This is a genomic window from Marinoscillum furvescens DSM 4134 (assembly GCF_003386095.1).
GTDB lineage: Bacteria > Bacteroidota > Bacteroidia > Cytophagales > Cyclobacteriaceae > Marinoscillum > Marinoscillum furvescens.
The window spans coordinates 89593-107464 of sequence record NZ_QREG01000010.1; the positions used below are offsets into that span (position 1 = coordinate 89593).

The 17872-nt window shown below is 45.2% G+C and carries 11 protein-coding genes; 10 read left to right on the forward strand and 1 reads right to left on the reverse strand.

All coding sequences use genetic code 11. The features are described from left to right. The 8 genes from C7460_RS23765 to C7460_RS11950 form a co-directional block, all read left to right on the forward strand. On the forward strand, positions 1-573 hold a 573-nt coding region (locus C7460_RS23765), incomplete at its 5' end, for a T9SS type A sorting domain-containing protein (protein ID WP_170147987.1). Then, positions 574-1338, forward strand: coding sequence for a collagen binding domain-containing protein (locus C7460_RS11920; RefSeq protein WP_115868332.1), 765 nt, complete (start codon positions 574-576; stop codon positions 1336-1338). Then, positions 1335-1742 carry a hypothetical protein gene (locus C7460_RS11925; protein ID WP_115868333.1) on the forward strand — a complete coding sequence of 136 codons (408 nt, stop codon included), beginning with the start codon at positions 1335-1337 and terminating at the stop codon, positions 1740-1742. The genes C7460_RS11920 and C7460_RS11925 overlap by 4 nt, the downstream gene beginning before the upstream one ends. Positions 1743-1753: 11 nt before the next feature. Then, positions 1754-2365 (forward strand): DUF4956 domain-containing protein, encoded by a 612-nt coding sequence (locus C7460_RS11930; RefSeq protein WP_115868334.1) that lies wholly within the window; start codon positions 1754-1756, stop codon positions 2363-2365. After that, the gene (locus tag C7460_RS11935) at positions 2362-3048 is read left to right on the forward strand and encodes a DUF2490 domain-containing protein (protein ID WP_170147988.1); all 687 of its coding nucleotides are present in this window, start codon (positions 2362-2364) and stop codon (positions 3046-3048) included. Before C7460_RS11930 ends, C7460_RS11935 begins: the two co-directional genes overlap by 4 nt. After that, positions 3045-7157: a lamin tail domain-containing protein gene (locus tag C7460_RS11940; RefSeq protein ID WP_115868336.1), complete on the forward strand. Its 4113-nt coding sequence runs from the start codon at positions 3045-3047 to the stop codon at positions 7155-7157. Before C7460_RS11935 ends, C7460_RS11940 begins: the two co-directional genes overlap by 4 nt. Before the next feature lie 202 nt (positions 7158-7359). Beyond that, complete coding sequence (locus tag C7460_RS11945; RefSeq protein ID WP_147302930.1) at positions 7360-9753, forward strand: TonB-dependent receptor; 2394 nt, start codon at positions 7360-7362, stop codon at positions 9751-9753. A 51-nt stretch (positions 9754-9804) separates the two neighbouring features. Next, positions 9805-11442 carry a sulfatase family protein gene (locus C7460_RS11950; RefSeq protein WP_115868338.1) on the forward strand — a complete coding sequence of 546 codons (1638 nt, stop codon included), beginning with the start codon at positions 9805-9807 and terminating at the stop codon, positions 11440-11442. A gap of 149 nt (positions 11443-11591) precedes the next feature. Here the strand turns inward: C7460_RS11950 and C7460_RS11955 are convergent, their stop codons facing one another. Then, the gene (locus C7460_RS11955; RefSeq protein ID WP_115868339.1) at positions 11592-12449 is read right to left on the reverse strand and encodes an AraC family transcriptional regulator; all 858 of its coding nucleotides are present in this window, start codon (positions 12447-12449) and stop codon (positions 11592-11594) included. A 485-nt stretch (positions 12450-12934) separates the two neighbouring features. Here C7460_RS11955 and C7460_RS11960 point away from each other — a divergent pair, with 485 nt between their 5' ends. Further along, positions 12935-14212, forward strand: coding sequence for a glycoside hydrolase family 71/99 protein (locus C7460_RS11960; protein ID WP_147302931.1), 1278 nt, complete (start codon positions 12935-12937; stop codon positions 14210-14212). Between the two features lie 581 nt (positions 14213-14793). Further along, positions 14794-17871 (forward strand): SusC/RagA family TonB-linked outer membrane protein, encoded by a 3078-nt coding sequence (locus C7460_RS11965; RefSeq protein ID WP_115868341.1) that lies wholly within the window; start codon positions 14794-14796, stop codon positions 17869-17871. The last annotated feature ends 1 nt before the right edge of the window (position 17872 follow it).

Below are 17872 nucleotides of genomic sequence, written 5' to 3' on the forward strand. Positions count from 1 at the left end.
TATCAGGTAGGTAGCAATGCTTATCAGCCAGCTGATCCGGTCACTCAGGTACTGCAGGTGAAGAAAGAACAAGTGATCACTTTCGAGGCACTGCCAGTGAAATCAGTGGGAGATGAGCCTTTTGATCCGGGTGCTACGGTATCATCTGGCTTGCCTATCACTTATACCAGTTCTGATGCCGACGTAGCGGAAATTATTGATGGGAAGATACACCTCAAGGGGTCCGGCGTGGTAACCATCACCGCCAGCCAGCCTGGAGATGACCTGTATTTTGCAGCGGATGAAGTGGCCCAAAACATGGCAGTATTGGGTGGCAATGTACTATCCTTATCTAATCAGGCAACAGTTTATCCTAATCCTACACAGGGACTAGTATACATTCCTAATAATGACTTTAGCGAGTTTGTACTCTTTGCGCTTGATGGTAGGGTGCTCCTCAAAGGCTCCTTAGAGGCAAATCAAAGCGGAAAGGTATTGGATTTGAGCGCTCAGCAGGAAGGTGTTTATTTCTTACAACTTTCAGGGAAATCCCTAACAAAGACACTGAAAATTCTAAAGCAAAAACCTGAATAAATGAAAAATCACCAATTAAAGCAGGGTAAAACGATCTCTGGCTCGGCGCTGGCTCTGGTATTGCTACTCACCATAGTGGCATGTAGTCCTGAAGAAGGGCTTGGGGGCAATGCTCAGATCCGCGGACGCATTGTTAAAAAAATCTATAATGACGATAAGAGCTTGTTACTTGCTACAGAATCTGCTAAAGATGAAGATGTATTCCTGCTATTTGGTGAAGAGCAAACGGTAGGGGAAAAGGTGGAAACCAGCTATACAGGCCATTTCCAATTCGGTTATCTCTGGCCGGGTGATTACCGCTTGTTTTACTACTCAGATACACCGAATGCTACGCATGGTGACCAGGTAGAAATTGTCCACGAGATTTCACTGAAAAGAGGCGAGGAGGTAGACCTGCAGGAGTTGGAGATCGTGAAATTGCTTGATTTTGATGACGGTCATGCACAGATTTCGGGTCGAGTTTTCAAGGTGAACTATTACAATTTTTCACAGTGGCCCAACCTGATTGTAAAGGATACTTCCAGAGCCCAGGAACAGGAAGTCTATCTAACTTATGGTAACCATAGCCAGTATGATGAGCGCATAAGAACTAACGCTGATGGCACTTTTACTTTCAAAAACCTGATAAAGGGTACTTACACCATTCATTTATTTTCTGAAGATCCGAAAGGCGCCACAGAGGACGTGGTAATTTCCAAAACGGTAGAAATCAATCAAACCGAAACCTCGACGGATTTAGGAGACCTATACATCTACAACCTATGAAACCACTACTGACCTTATTCGTGCTGTTGCTCATTTGCTCATATGGCTCAGCCCAAAGCAAAAAGACTATTCGAAATAAAGGTGTATCCGTGATCAAAACCTATGAGCAAGACATCATTCAGGGCGAAAAATCCATGCTCATAGAAAAGGAAGAATACTTTGATTCGGACGGGGAGCTGATCGAGGAAAAAGAGATTTCGGAAAAAGGCAGGATCAAAAGCTGGATAAAGTATGAACGTGATGGAGAGGGTAATGTCCTGGTAGAAACCCACCTGTCCGATGGCGGCAAGCAGGAGCTACGGCTAGAATACACCTACGAAAATGGCCTAAGAGTAGAAAAGCGCTATTACGATGACCGTGACAGGCTGTACAAAATGAAAAAATATGAATACCAGTACCACTAAGGGTTTCCGTTATGGCTTTATTTGAAATAGAACTGATCGATCTGGAGGCTTTTTTGGAACTGTTGTTTCGATTTGGCTTCAATTTTCTGGTGATCTTCATCATCGTTCGTGGGCTGTATTATCAAACCACGCATCGCAAGGATTATTTTTTCACCTACATTCTGATCTCTACGGTCATCTTTTTGCTGTGTTACCTGCTAGAGAATGTAAAGCTGGAGCTTGGCTTTGCTCTGGGGCTTTTTGCCATTTTTGGCATCATTAGGTACCGTACCAAGGAGATGCCCATCAAAGAGATGACGTATTTGTTTGTGGTCATTGGCGTGTCGGTCATCAACGCGCTATCCAATCGCAGGATCAGCTATGCCGAACTAGTTTTTACCAATTTGGCCATAGTAGCAGTAGCCTATAGCATGGAGCGACTTCTCCGATTGAAACGAGAAGCCAAAAAATCTATCAAATACGAGAAACTGGAGCTGATCAAGCCTGAGCACAAGGAATTGCTCCACCGTGACCTGGAAGAGCGAACAGGTATTAAGATCAATCGGGTGGTGGTTAGCGACATCAATTTCATTTCACAATCGGCACAAGTCAACATTTACTTTTACCCGAACGGACAAACGTGAGTACATATACAAAATATGGCTGGGGTTGGCTGCTGGTGTTTGCTGGTTTGCTGGCACAGGCGCAAAATGTAGATTCTAGACTTTGGCTAGGGCTTAAGGTCGAAAAGGAGGTAGGAAAAAACACAGAATTGGGCGTGTCTACCCAGTACCGTCGGGAAGCTAACTGGTCTACATTTGATCAGGCATTTATAGAGCCTTTCGTAGAACAAGCGCTGAACGACCGATGGTCAGCAGGAGCAGAATATCGGTTTCGCTTTTCGCGCAAAGCCAGGACGGGACACATCGTTAGAGAACAACGGGCAACTGCCTTTGTACAGTACAAAATGGATGTATGGTCTGATTTTGAGCTGGGGGTAAAAACCGCCCTGCAATACGGGATGGAAGAAGCGCATCAGGAGCTTTTTGATCGGCGCAATGAGCTTACTAATCGCACTAAAGCTAAAATGGAATACCACCTGTTTGGCACACCCATAACCTTCAGCTTGGCAGAAGAAATGTTTTATCAGCTGAATCAAAACCCGGCTCCATATGTCGATAAATGCCGTACCACCTTTGGGCTGGCTTACGAATGCTCCAATAGCTCCACCATAGACGTCAGTTATCTGTTTGATTTTGAAATGAACCGAACGGTCAAGGACGGACATTCTCAGGTTTTGGCACTCAAATATTCCATAAAGCTATGAAGACTTCTACGATCAAAAGCTTCATGTTGCTATTCTTGATCAGCCTACATTTCGGACTTTGGGCCCAACAAAATCCTGCTATAGTAATCAATGAATTATCGGCTTCAGGACAATCTACCTCAGAGGATGATACTGGGGCCAACAGTACCTGGATAGAATTGTATAATCCATCGGAGGAGACCGTAAATTTGCGCGGTTGGTTTCTCACGGACGACTATAGCTACTTGCCCAAGTGGCAGTTTCCAGAAATTAGTCTGCAAGCCGGGGAGTTTCTAGTGGTTTATACTTCTGGTCAAAACAAAACCAATCCTGATTCGTCGCTGCACACCAATTTTGAGTTTAAGCCCGGAGGACAATTTATGGGGCTGGTTTTCACAGACGGAAAAACGCTGGTGGATGAATACAAGCCGGGCTATGGGGTCAATCATATTCCACAGGTAACCTACGGAAGAGCCCAAAAGCATAGTAGCATAGACCTGGTAGGGCGCAAATCACCTGGTAAACTTTTAGTACCTACAGCTGAGGACGATGAATCCATAGGTCAGAGCTGGAAAAACAACCAATCCTTATCTTTCGATGATGGCGCATGGTCAAATGTCACCGGAAGCGTGGGGTATGATACCCGCGAAGGAACGGATCAGTCTGGAAACCTGGCACTAGGAAAAGTGGCTAGCCAGTCATCCACCTGGCCAGGTTTTACCGCTGAGTATGCCGTGGACGGGGTGCTCACCAATTTTGCGCATACTGCCGATGGAGACGAAACGCCCTGGTGGGAGGTAGATTTGGGCGAAAGCCTGCTGATAGGTGAGGTAGTCTTGCATAATCGCCGGGGGTGCTGCAACGATCGGCTCAATAGCATCATAGTAGAGATCAGGAATGAGGCACAGGAGGTGATCTATACTTCCGAAAAGCTCAACCCTGTGGCAGCAGGAGAAACACCCACGAGTCCGGGAGATGAGCTTACCCTGTCCCTGGAGGATGCACCGGTACACGGGCGCTACGTGCGCGTACGCAAGGATCCGGCTCCTGGCACCAACACTTACCTCACATTAGCAGAAGTGGAAATAATCGGCTCTGAAAACTACGATCAACACATCACTACAAATGTACAGGCCGCCATGAAAGGAGTAAATGCTTCCGCCTACTTGCGGTACGGTTTTACGCTGGAAGAAACAGAAGATATTGACGAGCTCTATTTGCATGCGGCCTTTGATGGTGGGTTTGAGGCTTACCTTAACGGAAAGCAGATAGCTAGCGCCAATGCACCTGACGAAGTGACCTATCGTTCTGCTGCAGCCAGCGATACGCCAATGTATCAGGAGGAGTCCATTCGAGTGCCTAAGACTTACCTTCAGAGTGGAGAGAATATTTTAGCTGTGCATGTGATGAATCACCATGTAGATGATCAATCCTTACTGATGGATTTGAGGTTGGAAGCAGTGAAAATAGGAGATCCGGAAAAAAGGTATTTTTATCACCCGACACCTGGTACGCCCAATGGCAACTCAGTGAGTGGGTTTACAGCCAAAACGATTGCTAGTCACAAAGGGGGATTTTATGAGGACCCAGTTGAGCTCACACTCTCAGCAGGTGCGGCAGGAGAGACGTTGGCCTTTACGCTGGACGGCAGTGTACCATCACTAACAAATGGCACGCTGGTACGGCCTGCCACTACATCTTCCATAGCAGATACCACTTTTGTGATCGACCGTACCACGGTGATTCGTTCGGCGGCCTATCAGTCTGATAAATGGCGAAATACCATCAGCACATATTCCTTCCTATTCATCGATGATGTCATCACATCTGAGGTGATGAATCCCGAAATCACGGGTGATGAGCGCTACAGCCGCAGCATGCGGGAGGCATTGGAAGCACTGCCCACGGTATCGCTGGTGATGCCTAATGGAGCCGTAAATGATGATTACTTGATTGCCACATCCGTGGAATGGCTGGAACCAGGCCAATCTTCGAGCTTTCAGGTGGATGCAGGCGTGCGCTACTTTGGAGGTGCTTTTACGGACTTTGACAAAGAGAACTTTCGGCTGTATTTCAAAAGTGAATATGGCGTATCTAAGCTGAGGTATCCGTTGTTTGAGGGCTTTGGCAGAGGCATTGCTCCGGTTGAAAAATTTGATCAGCTGGAATTGCGGGCAGGCTCGCATGATATGGTGATGCGCGGTTTTTACATGTCCAATCGCTTTACAGATGACACCATGCTGGACATGGGCAATCTAAATCCACATGGAAGATTCGTGCACCTGTATATCAATGGCACCTACTGGGGGCAGTATCACCTGCGTGAGCGATGGAATGCCGACATGCATGCCCAGTATCTGGGTGGTGAAAAAGTAGAATATGAAGCCATCAATGGCAACTGGAACCAGGGAGGCTGGGCAGACCCGGGTGAGCCCTATGACGGAGATGGCAGCTTTTGGGAGACAGCCAAGTCGCTGCGTGAAGACTTTGAAGCCATTCAGGACTATGTAGATGTGGCTCATTATGTAGATTTTATGCTGCTGTATATGTTTGGCCGTAGCGAGAACGAGTACCGCACCGTAGCGCCGGCTACACCTGGCGCCGGAGGTTTTAAGTTTTACCTCAATGATGCTGATGGCTTTTTGCGCAGCAGCGGAAACCGTACTGGCTGGAAGCAGCCGGGCAGGACTAATGCCGATGGTCCGGGCAGTATTTTTAGCATGTTGTACAAAGAAGGTCACCCAAAATTTAAAGCACTTGTGGCTGACCGCATTTATGAGCATTATTTCAATGACGGTGCGCTGACTTTTGAAAAGAATCGCGATCGTTTGCTGCAAAGATGCAATGAAGTAGAAACCGCCTTTTTGGCGGAGTCCGCCCGATGGGGCTACCGCACACCAGAGTCATGGCGTGAAGCCCGAGACAACTACATCAACGATGTACTGACCACACGTACTGAGGATGTGATCGTGGACTTTAGAGGGGCGGGCTTCTTACCAGCGGCTGAGCCACCTCAGGTAGTAGTCGATGGTGCTACGCTACTATCAGATTCTACCTCTTCTTATCAGCAGGCAAAGGTGGAATTGAAAGCCACTTCGGGAGCAGTGTACTATACGCTGGATGGCTCTGACCCATATGCTATACCCAATCACGCAGAGCATAACACTGCAGAAATTCGTACTTTGATAGGGGAAAATGCCCCAAAAACGGCTTGGATCCCTGATGGACCTGTGGCAGAAGATTGGAAAACAAACGCAGCTTTTGATGATGCGGGGTGGTTACAGGGCACTGGAGGTGTGGGATATGAGACAGGCAATGGTTACCAGGACTGGATAGGAATAAATGTCACATCTATGAAAGGAAGCAATACCAGTTGTTTGGTGCGAATACCTTTTGAGTTGGACGAAACATCACTGAAGGATATCGGAGCGCTCACTTTGCTCATGCGTATGGATGATGGATTTGTGGCTTACCTCAATGGGGTGGAGGTACAGCGCCAAAACGTGAATGGCGACCCACAATGGAACACCAAAGCCAGCAGTGGCCATGAAGCCGGAAATAGCTGGAGCACGTTCGATATCTCGCCTTACATCGGTGTGCTGACGGAAGGTACCAACTTGCTGGCCATCCATGGCGCTAATCTGTCTTTAAATAGCAGCGATTTTCTGATTTCAGCGATGCTCACAGCTGCGCCTTCAAATGATCAGGTAAACTACCTTTCCGCGAATGCGGAAACCTATGAAGGATCATTCTCGCTAACCCACTCTTCGCTGCTAAAGACGCGTACCTTTCATAATGGCGAATGGAGTCCCCTCCGGACTGTATGGATAGAGGTAACGGGCAATGAAGCGGTACTGGCAAGTGAAGATCAGTCATCTCTCATCCATTGCTATCCTAATCCTTTTGACAGCCAGGTCACGATTGAGTTTCAGTCGTCCACTTCGGGTAGCGCGCTGTTGGAGATTTTTGATCTCAGTGGAGCCATAATGTATCACAAACTACAGGATGTCCGTCCCGGTACGGTACAGTTTAGGCTGGCGCCAAAAGGCTGGAGTGGGGGCATTTATATCATGCAACTCACAGCCCCTGATGGGCAAAAGCATCGCGGTAAATTGGTGCATATCAATTAAGGTTCACTGTAATAAGGTTGGTAGGTGAAAGTGGATGAAAAAGGGTGTTTAATTCGGATCAGGACGGGAATCAGTACTGAGCTTTTAACTTATGGCTCAAAGGCTATAACCCTTGTTTCATATACCGCTTGTAGCTGTTTGGTCCGCTTGCTGGTGTTTATGTTTGAAAGAATACATAATACTCACCGCAATCATCATTAAAATGAACCAACTAAAATTACTCACTACGTTATTACTGATTTGCCTACAGTTCGGCGAAAGCCAGGCACAGACCCCAACCATTCCTGATGTGGAAAAAATCTACCTGCATACAGATCGTGACCAGTATGCTGTGGGCGAAGATTTATGGTACAAAGCCTACACCACGTATGCCTACACCAATGCCCTTTTTGATCATAGTCGGGTGCTCTATGTAGAGCTGATTTCGCCAGCATCTGAAGTGGTGGTGAGAAACGTTACCCACATGCAGCTTGGCCTGGGGCATGGAGATATGGCCTTACTGGATACACTGGGAATTGAGGCTGGGACCTATCAGTTACGTGCCTATACCAACTGGTCGAGAAACTTCGGACAAGATTATTTCTTTACCAAAGAAATAGACATAGTGGATGTACGAGAGGAGGTAGAAGTAGCTACCAACACTACCGACAATTTCCTGTATGACATGGAGCTTTTCCCGGAAGGGGGAAGCCTGGTGGCTGGCGTGGCAAGTCAGGTGGCATTCAAGGCCACGTATGCCAATGGAAAACCTTGTAAGGTATCTGGAATCGTAAAAACACTGGAAGGGGAGCAGGTGGCTGAAATCACGACCTTACACGCTGGTATGGGTAGCTTTGTCCTTACTCCGGAAGCCGGGAAGGTCTACATTGCCCAGGTGACAGACCAGCATGGCAATCAGCAAGAGTGGAAATTGCCAGAAGCATTACCTACAGGGTACACGATGAGTGTAATGCAGCACAAAGGCAAGCACATTGTCTCCATAAAAACCAATGCCGAGACACTGGCAGCCAATCCCGGTCAGCTCATGGCCATGAGCTGTACGAGCAGAGGCATTACCTATGTGGAAGGTCAGCAGCCACTCAGCACCATCAATCATTCCTTCATATTGCCTTCGTCGGATTTGCCTGAAGGCATTGCGTTTTTGACCTTACGCGATGCGGATGGTCGCCCTCATGCGGAGCGGCTGATTTATGTAGCCAAAGAGCATGATGTTTCCCTGGTAGTTCGTACCGATCAGCAGACTTATGCTACACGCGAAAAAGTGCAATTGAACGTAGAGCTAAAGACAAACGGAGGTACACCTGCAGTAGGTAGTTTTTCGCTTTCCGTTACTGATGCCAACATTCCAGGTACTGTTGATGTACATGAAATGAATATTGCTTCCTATTTCTTTTTGCAATCGGAAATCAAAGGGTCCGTTTACAACCCCGGGAGCTATTTTGACCCTGAGAATGAACAGCGCCTACAGCAGATGGACCTTCTTCTGCTCACTCAGGGATGGAGAGATTTTTTATGGAAAAAGCTGCCAACTCTACCCGAACTTCCTGCTTATGATCTGGAGCGAGATCTCCAAATCTCAGGCCGGCTAAAAAGGCTCATAGGCAACAGCCCGATACCGGATACTAAAATCAATATGCTGCTCACCAACAAGGGCAAATCGCTAACAATAGACGAAACCACAGATGAAAATGGCCGCTTTGTATTTGATGATGTAATGTTTAAGGGTAACGCCACCTTGCTGCTTACCAATCAGGATAAGTACAACCGCGCAAAAGGCCATCTTTCAATAGATTCTATGTACGCCCCATCACCAAAGCCCCAGTACCGACTAATCGATCAAAACTATGGGAGTACGGAGGTAGAAGGCTTTCAGGAAGCTGTAATGAAAAAACACATCGAATTTCAAGTCCCACTAGAGGCCAATACCATGTTGCTCGAAGACCTGGTAGTGCGAGGGAGTAAGTTTAATGAGGAAGTAAACGATGGAAACGAAAGCATATACGGTACTCCGGACTTTGCTTTTGAAGTGACCGATAAAGAGCGACGGTTTTCGAATATTTTTATCTTCCTGCAGTTTGTAGTTCCGGGCCTTACTACCACTGGCAAGTCGGTGTCCTTTGCCAGAGGCAAACCCCTTATTTTGCTAGATGGCGCTCAGGTGGATATGGAGGTGCTGGCTACGCTACTGCCTACAGATATCGATCGGGTGGAGACCATTAGCAACTCAGCAGGAGGTGCTGTATTTGGTTCCCAGGCTGCCAATGGCGTTTTGGCCCTATACACTCGTGAAGGGTATACCGGTGATCAGTCCATTGCACGGCACTCGGTTTCCACACAGCTCCGGGGCTATTATGACGCACGGGTATTTTATGCACCAAAGTACGACACCATAGCTCAGACCACAGAGCCCGATATTCGAAATACTATCTACTGGAACCCTTACATACAGCCAGATACTACCGGTCAGGTTACTGTATCATATTACAACAGTGACGTGGCAGCTCCGGTAAATGTAGTGCTGGAAGGAATTACCAATACAGGCGTACCTTTAGTGAGCCGTGTGCAGTATGAAGTGAACGCTGTGGAAGGGCAGTGATTTGAAAAGGATTTAAAAGACTATTTTTAGTAAAACCAATAACGTTGATTTATGAAATTCAAACCGTATTTGATCTACCTTACAGGACTGCTTTTAGCCGCAGCTTGTCAGCAAAAACCAGCGCAAGAAGCGAAACGCCCTAATATCCTGTTTATCATGTCTGATGATCATGCCTACCAGGCCATTAGCGCCTATGGCAGCAAGCTAATCAGCACCCCAAACATTGACCGCCTGGCCAAAGAGGGGATGCTTTTTACCAATGCCTGCGTCACCAACTCGATCTGTGCACCGTCCCGAGCTACGATCCTTACTGGCAAGCACAACCACATCAATGGAAAGATTGATAACCTGATGCCATTTGATACCACGCAGGTGACTTTTCCTCAGATCTTTCAGGCCAATGGCTATCAAACGGCCATGTTTGGCAAGCTCCACTTTGGCAACAATCCAAAAGGAGTGGATGATTTCATGATTTTGCCCGGCCAGGGCTATTACCTCAACCCAGATTTTAATACCCCGGAGGGGGATACCACCATCATGGGCTATGTCACCGATGTGATCACCGACCTGACGCTCAACTGGCTCCAGGACGGGCGTGATGAAGACAAGCCATTCATGATGATGTATATGCACAAGGCGCCACACCGCCCATGGTGGCCCCGAGCAGATAAGTTTGCGGAGTTTACCAAAAAGCGATTTCCAGAGCCGGCTACATTGTTTGATGACTATGAAAACAGAGGCACGGCTGCCAAAACTGCCGAAATGAACCTGCTGACTCATATGATGTACAGCCACGATAGCAAGATCCGACCGGAGCTACTGGAGCAGATGGGGGATAAAGCGAGTCCTAAAGTAGAGGAGTTTGAAAATGGCTTCTACGGACCTTATGGTCGAGCTACGGATGAGCAGAAAGCACTATATGATCCCATTTTGGATTCTATCAACAACTGGTTTGAACAAAACTGGCCGACACTCTCTCAGGAGGAGAAAATGAAATGGAAATACCAGCGCTATATGCAGGACTACCTGGGCTGTATATCGTCTGTGGATGACAATGTAGGCCGCGTGTTGGATTACCTGGATGAAAGTGGCCTGGCCGAAAACACCATCGTGGTGTACACCTCAGATCAGGGCTTCTACCTCGGCGAGCACGGATGGTTTGATAAGCGTTTTATCTATGACGAGTCGTTCAAAACGCCTCTCATGGTGCGGTGGCCTGAAAAGGTCAAGGCCGGAACCGTGGAAAATGAAATGGTTCAAAACCTGGACTTTGCCCAAACGCTGCTGCAAGCTGCAGGCATCAACCCTCCTGAGGACATGCAGGGCGAAAGCCTGATGCCGCTACTCACCGGCAACAAAGAGCAGTGGGATCGTGATGCCGTGTACTACCACTACTACGAGTATCCGAGTGTGCATATGGTAAAGCGCCACTATGGTATAGTGACTAAGGAATACAAGCTGGCACATTTCTACTACGATGTGGACGAGTGGGAGCTATACGATCGACTCAACGATCCACAGGAGCTAAACAATGTCTATAATGATCCAGATTATGCAGGGGTGGTAGCCGAGCTAAAAACCAAACTGGCAGACCTGCGAAAGCAGTACAAAGATTCGCCTGAGCTGGACCAAAAGTATATCGACATCTACAAAAGCATGCAAGTAGAGAAAGGCAATGATTTTTGGTAAAAAGGATTGAATAGTAACTGTACACTAGTAGCTATCAAAACGATCAAGACACCTCCTTCGAGTAATTTCGGGGGAGGTGTTTTTGGTTATTGATGTGTGGTTAATAGCTTAATAAGCAGTATTTTGAGGTGTGCTGTCTGAAAGATTTTCTAGTTTAATTTTAGACCAAATTTCTTTCGATACTGCAGAGGCGTTACATTCTTAGTTTTTTTGAAAATCCTATTGAAGTTTGATGCATTGGTAAAGCCGGACAACCCATAAACAACCCCAACAGGAGTGTCTGATTCAATCAGTAGTTGGCAAGCTCGTTTTATCCTCAGGTCGAGTAGGTATTGAGTAAATGATCGGTAAGTGTATTTTTTAAAAAAATGACTGAATGAAGAAGGGGAGAAGTTAAATTTTTCCGCAATTTCATGCATACTGATGTTTTCGTGAAAATGATCGTCAATGTACCGGCATACTTTTTCTATTCTGAAATCTATCTCATTCATTTCTGTTTGCCTGTGATTGAAGTGCAGGAGTGCCTTTCGGTATTGCAATGAGGCCATGAAATTGAGCAACTGAAGAAAGGCAATAAACGCATCAAACCCCTCAAGATCTATTAGCTCCATGATTTTACCCGTTAAAGGCGGAATGTCTTTCTTGTCGAAGATCACTCCACTACTCGAATCGTCAAGTAGCTTGGAGATGGCCCACATTCCTTCTGTTTTGAGCAGGTTAAATTCGAATAGTTCGTTTGAAAATTGGATGGTAATTACTCGGACGCCTTTTTCTTCTGATCCTCTCCATGCATGCAACAGGTTTGGGCCTATAAGTGCGATATCGCTTTGCTCAAAGTGCTCCTGGTTATCACCAATTATTCTGGTGCCATTGGTGTTCAGTACCACGTTGATCTCATATTCAGGGTGTAGGTGTACCGGGTAGTCAAACTTGGCATCAAAGTGATTTTGCAGAATAAAACAAGAGTAATCTACCAGGGGTGTAAGTTCTCTTTTGAATTTTTTCAATTTATCTTATTTGATTTTGGTTGAGTCTCAATTTTATATGCCGAATTAGGTTGAAAAGTATGATAATATCAATTTCTAATCAATTTGGATTCAGCATAGTATCACAAAAAGGATTCAAAGTATCATTTACAGCATCTACGCTTCTCTAGATTTGACTTATATAATGGCGTAATCATCAGCCTTGCTTTTCCTCAGCTTTGGCATATATAATGCTTTTTATCGAACTGATAATGAAATGTTTATGCTGAAGATTTAAAATCTAAATGAGGGAAGAAGCATTGAAGTGGGTTGTCGAGTTTGCCTGTTAGGGTAAGGGAGAGTTGACTCCTTCTTTCATGCCATTGTAATTCACGTGTGTTAATCACTGGTCAGATCCATTTTCACAATCAAAGACTCTGCTGCCCGGATGAAAAAAACATAAGTTTTTTAGTCAGATGCACGAATTAGCACGCAGGACGATACAAGAAACCAAATACCTAATTATCATGATTTATAGTCAATTAAAACAAATTATTCCTCTGCAAATCGCATTGACAGTACTCTTGCTATCATCTTGTGAAGGTGACGTAGATGAGTTAGAGGCTGAATACTCCACCGATCAGGTTACTTCATCGAATGCTCCTCAGTTGAATGAAACATTCGAAGTAGGAAAACCATCCAATGTGAATGAAAAAGTGTATATGCATTACTTAGCATGGTTTGGTGAGGGGATAGGCGGAAGACACTGGACGGATGGAACGGTTAGTGAACCCTTAATTGGATATTACGATTCACAATCCTGGGCAACACATTTGTATCATATTCTTTTGTCAGCAGCAGTAGGAATAGACGGTGCCGTGATCAATGTTAGGACGGAATACGATCAGCAGTCTTTTGAAAAATTCATTGAATCAATTAAGCGTATTGATGCCATCTACCCGGACTTTGAGTATGATATATCACTCAGCACGGATGACCAGGATGCTACCATCAATTCGGTGACACAAAGGTTTTCCAATATAAGGGATAGTATCATCCCAAATACAACACACTACCTGTATAAAAACGGAGAACCTGTAATATTCATTTGGGATTATGCAGGCAATGTTTCCCCTCAAGAATATCGAAATATTGCCAATAATGTATTTTATGGTTCACCAGTATTGCTAAAAAATGAAATTGATGTGAATGCTGTGCCCGGGCAGTTTGTAATGAATTCGTACTACCCATGGATACAAGGGTGGGCAAGTGATGGCTCCGAATGGGGACAGACCTACTTAAATTGGTTTTACAACACTAAAATTGATTTTCAGCTAAACAACAAGGTAGAGTTTGTAACCGGAGCTGTATGGCCTGGGTTCGATGACAGAAATGTTGTTTGGGGACAAAACCGATGGATAGATAGAAGAGGAGGACAAACATATACAGATACCTGGTCATTCATTAATAATTCATTTACTGGAGACATAGATTGGGTTATACTGGAAACCTGGAATGACTTCAACGAAGGTTCAGAGCTAGAGCCAACGACTACTGATAATTATCAATACCTGGGTTTAACCGCTACGCATATAGCAAGTTATAAAGGTGAGCCAAGTTTAATCGATAGTGAACAGTGGATGTTTAAAGCCGCAATTAAAATCTATGAGGCCGCAAAGCTTATTGAAGATGGAGACCGGGACTGCAGTGTTTTTCACCCCATATTAGAAGATGCTATTGAGCATTATTTAAAAACCAATGGCCAGGAAGCGCATGATTTGGCAGAACAAATCATATTAGGGTAGTCGCACAATTAGCTATCATAAAAGGAAAGTAACTTCAGCGGATTATGAGACCTGGCATAGCGGTGGTTTTATCCTATTAATAGGATTGATTATAAGGCCATCTTCTTATTGAAAAGGAGATGGCCTTTTAGCTTTTTTATCAATCCATTGTAAAAAATGTCTTGTTTGAGAGCCGTAATTTTCTTTGAACTCAGAGCAAACACAGCGAGTCATTCATATTTGCCATTTTGCTCGTGGTGTTTTTATGATTCATCCCTCAAAAAAAGTGTTGGCAATTATCAGGTTTAGGAGATTTAAATTCTCACAAATGAGGTTCATTTTTTTGTCTAATCGCTAATGCATCAGGGCTGATTACTCCATAATATGTGAAAGTATCAATAGTTTGATGAGTAGCCTTCATATGAGTATCAAAAAAAGGATTTATAGTATCATTTTTAGCTGCTATGCTTCTCTAGTTTTGTCTGTACAACGAATTAGTTCGCCAGCTCCATTTTGCGAGCGTTTAGCGTTTGTCATGTTTTTATCAAGCTGAAAATGAATTGCTTACGCTGGTGTGTTTTGTCGGGATAAAAGAGAAGAAAATGAAAGTTTTAAGGAGTATTCGAGTATTGGTTATGCTGTGTTTTGCGCTGGGAGTTTCCGATCTGGTAGGCCAGGACCTACGAGTGTCAGGTACGGTAGTGGATGAACACGGCGAGCCACTAATAGGAGCACATGTATTAGTCGTGGGTGAAGCACGTGGAGCGATTACCGATATCTCAGGTGCGTTTGATCTGCTGGTCACTGATAGTTCGGTAGATATCAGTGTCTCTATGCTTGGTTTTCAGACAGAAATGCTAAATGTTGCAGCGGGTTCTCCAGTAAATATTACACTCTATGAGGATCTTGATTTGATGGAGGAAGTAGTGGTGATCGGCTATGGCACACAAAAGAAGGAGGATTTCACCGGTTCTATTTCGTCCATAGATAGTGATGTTTTCGAGAGCCAGCCGATTGTACGACTAGACAATGCACTAAGTGGGCGAGCAGCTGGTGTGCAGGTCAATGCCAATTCGGGAGCTCCTGGTGGTGATGTGAAAATAAGAATCAGAGGGGCAAACTCTATATTGGGTAATAACCAACCACTTATAGTTATTGATGGTGTGATTGGCGCCGACATGCAGTTGATCTCCCAGAGCGATATCCAGTCGATAGATATTCTTAAAGATGCATCTGCTACAGCCATTTATGGCAGTAGAGGAGCGAATGGAGTAGTAATGATTACTACCAGGGAAGGTACTCCAGGGGGAGTTGCTGTAAACCTTCACAGTTTTTACAGTGTATCGGAGTTGCCTCGTAAAATCGACTACCTGTCTGCAGCGGAATTCGCCGAACTGTATAATGCGTATGATCGCGACATTTATTATAACCCACTGTTTCCATACGAAGCGCCTTTCTCAGAGGAGCAGATAACCGCATTTCGTCAAAATGGAGGAACAGATTGGCAGGATGAGCTATTTCAACAGGGACATACTCAAAGTCATGAAGTTTCGGTTCGCGGTGCAAATGAATCAGTAAAATATGCACTGTCAGCTTCTTTGTTGGATCAGGAAGGGATATTGATCAATACCGGGTTTGAAAGGTTTAATATTCGCTCGAAAGTGGATATAGATCTATCGGAAAAATGGAAACTAGGCCTCAATGTCTTTGGAAGCAGATTAAAGGGGAAAAACAACACCAATGTTGGTTCACAGTTTGGCGCAATAGGCAGGATGCCTCAGTGGGTAGCCACAGAGCCTATTTTCGATGAAAATGGGACATTTTATAATAACTCTCCAGAATATGGGGCCGTCACCGGAAATCCAGTTGGCTTGCAAAACACCCAGTTATTCGGGTATGTAGCAGATAATTATCTTCCTTCAGCTTCTCTGTCGTATCTGATTATTCCAGGGTTGGATGTCAAGGCTTCCACGGCAATCGATGTGAAAAATCAGACGAACCATTATTTTAATGACAACTATTTGCTCGAAGGACCTAGCGGTGTAACCAGTGCAGGATTGAACAAATCGCGACGCGTTCGAACTCAATATAGCCTAATCACCAACTACAAGAAGTCTTTTGGAGTCCATGATTTACAGCTTACAGGAATCTATGAAGGTACATCGTTTAAAGATGAGGGGTTTGGAGCAGACGTGTCTAACTTAAATGCTTCCTCTTTACAGTATTACAATCTTTCACTCAGTGGGAATCAGCGGGCATCTTCTTATTACTACGACGAGTATTTATCGTCACTGGCTTTTAGGGTGAACTATATGCTGAACTATAAATATTTACTCACAGCTACTGTTCGCAGAGATGGTTCTTCCAAATTCTATGGAGCCAATAAATACAGTGTTTTTCCGTCGGTAGCATTGGCCTGGCATCTAGGGGACGAAGCATTCATTAAAGATCTTGGCTTGTTTAGTACGCTGAAACTTAGGGCCAGCTATGGACTGACGGGCAATCAGGCTGTGGGCTCGTATGGTACTTTGCCCTATTTTGTACAAAATCCTACGGTAGATTACAGTCCTGGAGGGCCTACTTCTGAAAGCATCACCGGACTGGGGATAGGAGCACCCGGTAACAGGTCTTTGAAATGGGAAACAACCAAACAATTGGATTTGGGAATGGAAGTTGGGGTCTGGGAAGATCGGGTCTTTGTAAATTTTGACTATTACGAAAAATTCACAGAAGACCTATTGCTCGACTTTAGACTCCCGTTTTACGCAGGCAATGGAACGGTTATTTCCAACATTGGTGAAGTGAGCAATAAGGGGTTTGAGCTGGCCGCTAATGCAATCATAGTAGACCAGAATGATTGGGGTTGGGATGTATCGGGAAACATCTCAGTGAATAGAAACAAGGTGCTGGACCTGGGTGATGAAGAGGTCATTTTTCCCACTACCAGATATGGGGATGCGGATGCTCCGATTAACATTATCAAACAGGGCCACTCACTGGGTACCTTTTATGGGTATCTATATGAAGGCGTGTGGAAAAGCAGTGAGGCTGCCGAGGCAGCGCGCTATGGAAATGTACCTGGTGATGCCAAATACAAAGACCTTAATAACGACCAGGTGATCGATACGGAAGATTTGGGCGTGATAGGTGTAGCCCAACCAGATTTTATTTTTGGGCTTAGCAGTAGCGTTCGTTACAAGGCATTTTCACTGAATGTTTTATTTCAAGGAGTACAAGGGGGACAGGTTTTCAATGGCATGCACCAAAAGTCTGTGGGACTATTTGGACAAAGTCAGGCCTTTACCAGCCCGGATCACTACGATCGGTGGACGGAGGAAAATGAAAACACCGATGTGCCAGCGTTTAGCACTTCTTCTAAACTATTTGCTAACAGTAGCAGATGGCTGGAGGATGGTAGTTACCTGAGACTCAAAAACGTAACTGCAGCATATAATCTGCCTGCGTTCATTACGAATAAGATGCCGATTGCTTCTGCACAGATGTATCTAAGTGGAGATAACCTGTGGGTTAAGACCAATTACAAGGGATATGATCCTGAGGCGTCTTCTGCGGGAAACACCGTTGGTGGTGGGTCAAATACAGATGTGGATCAAAATATTGATACAGGAGCATATCCAAGCCCAAGGACGGTGACTGTTGGTTTGAAAATCGGATTTTAAT

What these genes read in the sequence shown, in the direction of transcription:
- C7460_RS11920 (WP_115868332.1), top strand. Translation starts at nt 574, where the DNA reads ATGAAAAATCACCAATTAAAGCAGGGTAAAACGATCTCTGGCTCGGCG.
- C7460_RS11925 (WP_115868333.1), top strand. Translation starts at nt 1,335, where the DNA reads ATGAAACCACTACTGACCTTATTCGTGCTGTTGCTCATTTGCTCATAT.
- C7460_RS11930 (WP_115868334.1), top strand. Translation starts at nt 1,754, where the DNA reads ATGGCTTTATTTGAAATAGAACTGATCGATCTGGAGGCTTTTTTGGAA.
- C7460_RS11940 (WP_115868336.1), top strand. Translation starts at nt 3,045, where the DNA reads ATGAAGACTTCTACGATCAAAAGCTTCATGTTGCTATTCTTGATCAGC.
- C7460_RS11945 (WP_147302930.1), top strand. Translation starts at nt 7,360, where the DNA reads ATGAACCAACTAAAATTACTCACTACGTTATTACTGATTTGCCTACAG.
- C7460_RS11950 (WP_115868338.1), top strand. Translation starts at nt 9,805, where the DNA reads ATGAAATTCAAACCGTATTTGATCTACCTTACAGGACTGCTTTTAGCC.
- C7460_RS11960 (WP_147302931.1), top strand. Translation starts at nt 12,935, where the DNA reads ATGATTTATAGTCAATTAAAACAAATTATTCCTCTGCAAATCGCATTG.
- C7460_RS11965 (WP_115868341.1), top strand. Translation starts at nt 14,794, where the DNA reads ATGAAAGTTTTAAGGAGTATTCGAGTATTGGTTATGCTGTGTTTTGCG.